Here is a 6,665-nt window from a genome sequence, read left to right as displayed (position 1 = left end):
GACGTGGGGTGGCCAGCGAGGTCGCGCTGGCCCGGCACGATTCACCGGCACGGGGTAACCGCCATCTGGGCTTCGCCAAGGCCCTGGTGCATGAGATGCCGCACACGCTGGCAGCTTTGGAGACCGGAGTGCTGAGCGAGTGGCGGGCCACCCTTATCGTGCGCGAAAGCGCCTGCCTCGACGTGGACGACCGGCGCGTCCTGGACGCCGAGATGTGCGCTGACGTAGCCGATTTAGACAGAATGGGCGATGCGCGAATCGCGGCAGCGGCCAAGACAATCGCCTATCGACTCGATCCCCACGCCGTGGTCGACCGGGCCGCCAAAGCCGAAACTGAACGCACGGTAACCATTCGCCCTGCACCCGACACCATGACGTATCTGACCGCATTGTTGCCGGTGGCCCAAGGTGTATCGGCATATGCGGCCTTGCGTCGTGCGGCAGACACCACATTTGACGACCGGTCTTGCGGCCAGGTCATGGCCGACACACTCGTCGAACGGGTCACCGGTCGCAGTGCTGCGACGCCGACACCGGTCGCGGTCAACTTGGTCCTCTCGGATCACACCTTGCTAGGCGGCGACAATGCCCCGGCAGAGATCAGCGGCTATGGGCCAATTCCCGCAGGGGTCGCCCGCGGATTGGTATCGGGCGCTGTCAGCGATGCCCGATCGCGGGCGACGCTTCGCCGGCTTTATGCCCACCCAGGCTCGGGGGCGCTGGTGGCCATGGAGTCGCGGGCCCGGTTGTTTCCCGGCGGGCTGGCCGCCTTCATCGGACTGCGAGATCAGCGCTGCCGCACGCCGTACTGCGACGCGCCGATCCGCCATCGCGACCATGCCCGACCATGGGCCCGCGGCGGCTCGACGAGTGCCGCCAACGGGCTGGGGCAATGCGAGCGATGCAACTACGTCAAAGAAGCCGCCGGCTGGCGGGTCGAACCGAGCATCGACGAAACACACAGACACACAGCAATATTCACCACCCCAACCGGCGCGCAGTACCGATCGGGAGCGCCACCGCGCGCACCGACGATCCACATCAGCGATCTCGAAGTCCGCATCGGCGTCGCGCTCGCCCGGCATGCGGCCTAACCCAACAGCATCCGGACAACACCGTCGGCCAGCAGCCGCCCCCGGTCGGAAAGCACCAGGCGTTCGCCGTCGGGGGTTAGCAAGCCGTCCTCGACGGCGACGGCGGCGCGCTCGCGTTCGGCCTCGTCCAGCAAGTCCAGCGAAAGGCCTTGGCGCAGCCGGATTCTCAGCAGCACATCCTCGGTGTGGCGTTGCTGCGCAGTCAGCTGCTCGAACCCGGCGACCGGAAAGGCCGAGCCATCGATTATCTGTGCATAAGCGTTGGGGTGCTTGACATTCCACCAACGGGTTGCACCGACGTAACTATGCGCACCCGGACCCGCGCCCCACCACTGGCCGCCGTCCCAGTAGCCGAGGTTGTGTCGGCACTGCCCGCCCGGACGGCTCCAGTTCGACACCTCATACCAGTCGAACCCTGCCGCCGACAGCTGCTCGTCGACCAGCTCGTAGCGATGCGCGAGCACGTCGTCGTCGGGAGCGGCGATCTCGCCGCGACGGACCCGTCGCGCCAACGCGGTGCCATCCTCAACCACCAGCGCGTAGGCGGAGACGTGATCGACATCAGCACCGATCGCCGCGTCCACCGAGCGCAGCAGATCGTCGTCGGACTCTCCCGGGGTGCCATAGATCAAGTCGAGGCTGACGTGTTCAAAGCCTGCCGCCATTGCCTCACCAGCGGCGGTCACCGCGCGACCCGGCGAGTGCACCCGGTCGAGGGTGGCCAGTACCCGCGGCGCCACCGATTGCATGCCCAGCGATATCCGGGTGTACCCCGCCGAGCGCAGCCCGTCGAACATCTCCGGCCAGGTCGATTCCGGGTTGGCTTCGGTGGTGACCTCGGCATCGGATGCGAGCTCGAAATTGTCGCGCACCGATTCGAGCACCGTGGCCAAGCGCGCGCTGCCCAATAGCGACGGCGTTCCGCCCCCGACGAACACCGTGTGCACTGTCGGGGCGCCCAGCCGCGCACCGGCCATTTCGAGTTCCGATCGCAGTTTCTGCATCCAGGCGTCGGGATTGACCCCGCCCAATTCGGCCGGCGTATAGGTGTTGAAGTCGCAGTAGCCGCAGCGCGTAATGCAGAACGGGACGTGCACATAGATTCCGAACGGTCCGGCCGGGCTCAGCTGCACATCGGGGAGGCCGACCCGGCGCGGATTCGGTGTCATGCCCACACATCATCACACAGCGAGCCGATAAAGCCCCGTTCTCAGGTGGTGCGCGGCGGCGTTTACCCCGCTCCCTCCTCGAGAGCACGCGACGACCCTGGGCACCCGCCAGCCTGACTCCACATTGACGTCAGGAGATGCGTGAGAGAACCCATCGGGGCTTCATTCTGACTGCAGGACGAGCATCTCGGCCAGGCTCTGGGCCCCTGGGTAGCCATAATCCGCTGCCCTACCAGGACCTGTTCCTGCGGTCTGGCGGTCGAAGGTAACGCAGACCACGCGGTGCCACTGTGGGATTCCCATGTGGGCAAGGTGATCTGCAGGCCGCCATAGGCACCATTGCCGGTGTCGGCCGCCCAGTTACCGCCGGATTCACACTGCGCGATGGCCTCCCAGTTGACTGGATCTGCATGTGCACCGCCAGTGGCGGGAGCGGTTGACAACACCACGATCGATCCGGCGATCGCGGCCGCAGCGGGCATCGTGCGCCAAATCTTCATAACAGCTCCACCTTGCTGACCAGCCACCGGCCGTCGATCTTCTGCATGGTCATCTTGATGCGGCTGCGATCGATCTGCGGCTCGGGACTGGCCAGGCTGCTCACCGACTGATCGACCATCAGCAGAACCTGAACCTTGTTCGTGGTCGCGGATTTGACGGCGGATTCGACGACCTTCCCGTGCGTCTTCACTTTGTCGTTGACGACGTGCCGACTGTGCTGCCCGCTGGCGGTTCTGGCGTAGTTGTCGTTGAACTCACCGGTCGAGCCGTCGAGGACGTCAGCGACATGCTTGTCGAGAGTGTTGCTGTCGACGCTGGTCAGCGTGACGACATAGTTCTCCGCGACAGCGAGCGCCTGCGCAGCGGCGACATCCTTTTGCTGCCGCTGGGACAGCAGCCATCCCTCATAACCGGCCCAGGCCAGCGCGACCACGAGCGCCGCAGCGGCCAGCCCGCGGATGCGGGTGGCCCGACGGCGACTGGCCCTAAGATCCTGGACCGGTTCGTCGTAGTCGTTCTCGTCATCGACGCTGGCTGACGCGGGATCTCGCGGAAGTCCCATTCACTCTCACCTACCTGGCCGCGACGCATCCCGCGGGATAGACATCGGCGGATCATTTGCGAACCCAAGCCATTTTCGCTCAGCAACGCCCCACTTCAGCGACGACACGCCTCGGTTTTTGCGCCGACTATGCGAGCCGACGAGCGGCGTTGGCAGCGGACTCTCGGATACGTTTGCGCTGCGTCCCAGGGTTGCGACGTAATTTTGCTCACTGTGAGAGAAATTCCACCCTGGTAGCGACCATCGGCGACATCCATGGCACAATGGCCAAGTGACCGTCGCCCGCCGCAGCTCGTTCGACATCGCATTGGTGGCGCGTCGGCACGTCGATCTCAAGCGTGTCTGCAGCTGTCGCTGTCTGCCTTGATGTCGTAGACCCGCCCACCTGTTTTTCCAGCTGGCTCCCGGATCTGCGCCGCCGGGACAGCAACCGGTGATCCGCGCGGTCCAAGCCGGCTACTCCACTTAAGGAGATGCCGAATGACGTCCCCCCGCCCCGCCAAGGGCCGTAGCGAAGGCCAGTGGGCGCTTGGTGAGCGCGAGCCGCTTAACCCCAACGAGCAGTTCAAGCTGGATGACGATGCGCTCAATGTGCGCGACCGAATCCTCAACCATTACTCCAAAGCGGGCTTCGACAGCATCGAAAAGAACGACCTGCGTGGTCGCTTCCGCTGGATGGGCCTCTACACCCAGCGTGAAGAGGGGTACGACGGCAGCTGGACCGGTGACGAGAACGCCGATCTGCTGGAAGCCAACTACTTCATGATGCGGGTGCGTTGCGACGGCGGGGCACTGTCCACCGCGGCGCTGCGCACAATAGGCCAGATCTCCACCGAGTTCGCCCGGGACACCGCTGACATCTCCGACCGCGAGAATGTGCAGTACCACTGGATCGAGATCGAGAAAGTCCCCGAAATCTGGGAGCGGCTGGCCGCGGTCGGCCTGCAAACCACCGAGGCGTGCGGCGACTGCCCGCGAGTGGTGCTGGGCTCCCCGCTGGCCGGTGAATCGCTCGACGAGGTTCTCGACCCCAGCTGGGCCGTAGACGAGATCGTCCGCCGCTACATCGGCAATCCGGACTTTTCCAACCTGCCGCGCAAGTACAAAACGGCAATCTCGGGGCTGCAGGACGTCGCGCATGAAATCAACGACGTCGCGTTCATCGGGGTCAACCACCCCGAGCACGGCCCCGGGCTGGACCTGTGGGTCGGCGGTGGTCTGTCGACCAACCCGATGCTGGCCCAACGGGTCGGTGCCTGGGTGCCGCTCGAGGAGGTGCCTGAGGTTTGGGAGGCCGTTACATCGGTGTTCCGCGATTACGGCTACCGACGACTACGGTCAAAAGCCCGGATGAAGTTCCTGATCAAGGACTGGGGCATTGAGAAGTTTCGGGAAATTCTCGAAACCGAATACCTGAAACGCAAACTCATCGACGGTCCGGCTCCCGAACCTGTCAAGCATCCGATCGACCACGTCGGGGTGCAGCGGCTCAAGAACGGCCTCAATGCCGTTGGGGTGGCACCGATCGCCGGCCGGGTGTCCGGCACCATCCTGTCCGCGGTGGCCGATTTGGCCGAACGGGCCGGGTCGCAGCGGATCCGGTTCACGCCTTACCAGAAACTGGTCATCCTGGACGTTGCCGACGACAAGCTTGATGAGCTGACCGCTGGGCTTGATGCGCTGGGGTTGCCGTCGCAGCCGTCGCACTGGCGCCGAAACCTGATGGCCTGCACCGGTATTGAATACTGCAAACTGTCGTTCGCCGACACGCGTGGGCGTTCTCAGGTGCTGGTGCCCGAGTTGGAGCGTCGGCTCGACGACATCAACGCACAATTGGACGTGCCGGTGGCGGTGAACATCAACGGCTGCCCGAACTCGTGTGCCCGCATCCAGGTAGCCGACATCGGTTTCAAGGGCCAGATGGTTGACGACGGCCACGGCGGCTCGGTCGAGGGGTTCCAGGTGCACCTCGGCGGCAGCTTGGGCCTTGACAGTGGTTTCGGGCGGAAACTGCGCCAGCACAAGGTCACCAGCGCCGAGCTCGGCGATTACATCGACCGCGTAGTACGCAATTTCATCAAGCAGCGTGATGCCGACGAACGCTTCGCGGAATGGGCGTTACGCGCCGACGAGGCGGATCTGCGATGAATGGGGAGGCGAAAGGGTTGACGGAAGCGGAATTACGCGAACTGGCCGAGCGCGGTGCCGCGGAGCTGGCAGGCGCCGACGCCAGCGACATGTTGCGCTGGACCGATGAGCATTTCGGCGGCGTCCGAGGGCCCCGGTCGTCGGCAACCTGCAACTACGTTGTGGCCTCGAATATGCAGGACGCCGTGCTCGTCGATCTGGCGGCCAAGGTGCGCCCGGGTGTGCCAGTGATGTTCTTGGACACCGGTTATCACTTCGTGGAAACGATCGGCACCCGTGACGCGATCGAGGCGGTCTACGACATCTCGGTGCTCAACGTCACGCCCGAGCAGACCGTTGCAGAGCAAGACCGGCTGCTGGGCAAGGACCTGTTCGCCCGCGAACCCAATGAATGCTGCCGGCTTCGCAAGGTCGCACCGTTATCCAAAGCGCTGCGGGGTTATTCCGCGTGGGTGACCGGGCTGCGCCGCGTCGAGGCGCCGACTCGGGCCAACGCCCCGCTGATCAGCTTCGACGAGGCGTTCGGGTTGGTGAAGATCAACCCGCTGGCCACGTGGACCGACGACGACATGCAGGCCTACATCGACGAAAACGATGTGCTGGTCAATCCGCTTGTCTACGAGGGTTATCCGTCGATCGGCTGCGCTCCTTGCACGGCCAAGGTAGTCGACGGTGCGGATCCGCGCAGCGGGCGCTGGCAGGGGCAGTCCAAGACCGAATGCGGGTTGCACGCGTCGTGACCACCTTGGTGCTGGCCGCGCATGGCAGCGCAGATCCACAGTCGGCGGCCAATGCCCGGGCCGTCGCCAACCAAATTCGTTTCATGCGGCCCGGCCTGGGCGTGCGGGTGGCGTTCTGCGAGTTGAACACTCCACGCTTGGTTGACGTGCTCAGGCCAGGCGTGGTGGTCACCCCGTTGCTGCTGGCCGACGCCTACCACGCCCGCATTGACATCCCCCGACAGATCGCGAGTTGCGGTGTGGCGGTTCGACAGGCCGATGTCCTAGGCGAGGATGATCGGCTGGTGTCCGTGCTGCACGAGCGGCTTGCCGAGTTGGGAGTCAGCACGCTCGACCCGGAATTAGGGGTGCTGGTGGTGGCGATCGGCTCGACGCATAGCGCTGCTAATGCGCGTACCGCTCGGGTCGCGAACATGCTGCGGTCAGGAACCCAGTGGGCGGGGGCGACAAC

General features: G+C 64.9%; 8 protein-coding genes. 5 read left to right on the top strand and 3 right to left on the bottom strand.

What is annotated here, in order from left to right:
* Nucleotides 1-1,094 (top strand): DUF222 domain-containing protein (locus tag WB785_RS19015; RefSeq protein ID WP_424080846.1); only part of this gene is annotated, 1,094 nt, incomplete at its 5' end.
* Here WB785_RS19015 and hemW read toward each other — a convergent pair.
* From hemW to WB785_RS19000, 3 genes are all read right to left on the bottom strand, one after another.
* Nucleotides 1,091-2,263, bottom strand: coding sequence for a radical SAM family heme chaperone HemW (gene hemW / locus WB785_RS19010; protein WP_424080845.1), 1,173 nt, complete (start codon nt 2,261-2,263; stop codon nt 1,091-1,093). The genes WB785_RS19015 and hemW overlap by 4 nt on opposite strands.
* Before the next feature lie 62 nt (nt 2,264-2,325).
* On the bottom strand, nt 2,326-2,745 hold the full coding sequence (locus tag WB785_RS19005) for a transglycosylase family protein (protein WP_424080847.1): 420 nt from the start codon (nt 2,743-2,745) through the stop codon (nt 2,326-2,328).
* A gap of 14 nt (nt 2,746-2,759) precedes the next feature.
* Nucleotides 2,760-3,326, bottom strand: coding sequence for an Mce protein (locus WB785_RS19000; protein ID WP_424080844.1), 567 nt, complete (start codon nt 3,324-3,326; stop codon nt 2,760-2,762).
* Nucleotides 3,327-3,597: 271 nt separating this feature from the next.
* Here WB785_RS19000 and WB785_RS18995 point away from each other — a divergent pair, with 271 nt between their 5' ends.
* The 4 genes from WB785_RS18995 to WB785_RS18980 form a co-directional block, all read left to right on the top strand.
* Nucleotides 3,598-3,693: an Ms4527A family Cys-rich leader peptide gene (locus WB785_RS18995; RefSeq protein ID WP_424080843.1), complete on the top strand. Its 96-nt coding sequence runs from the start codon at nt 3,598-3,600 to the stop codon at nt 3,691-3,693.
* Between the two features lie 113 nt (nt 3,694-3,806).
* Nucleotides 3,807-5,474 carry a nitrite/sulfite reductase gene (locus tag WB785_RS18990; RefSeq protein ID WP_424080842.1) on the top strand — a complete coding sequence of 556 codons (1,668 nt, stop codon included), beginning with the start codon at nt 3,807-3,809 and terminating at the stop codon, nt 5,472-5,474.
* Nucleotides 5,471-6,214 carry a phosphoadenylyl-sulfate reductase gene (locus WB785_RS18985; RefSeq protein WP_424080841.1) on the top strand — a complete coding sequence of 248 codons (744 nt, stop codon included), beginning with the start codon at nt 5,471-5,473 and terminating at the stop codon, nt 6,212-6,214. Before WB785_RS18990 ends, WB785_RS18985 begins: the two co-directional genes overlap by 4 nt.
* The coding region (locus WB785_RS18980; RefSeq protein WP_424080840.1) for a sirohydrochlorin chelatase at nt 6,193-6,665 on the top strand (473 nt) is incomplete at its 3' end. The genes WB785_RS18985 and WB785_RS18980, both read left to right, overlap by 22 nt.

Origin of the sequence: Mycobacterium sp. (assembly GCF_049585075.1) — a bacterium.
In the GTDB taxonomy this organism is placed as follows: domain Bacteria; phylum Actinomycetota; class Actinomycetes; order Mycobacteriales; family Mycobacteriaceae; genus Mycobacterium.
The sequence above is the reverse complement of the archived record's forward strand: the minus strand, read 5'-3'. Positions and strand labels throughout refer to the sequence as shown.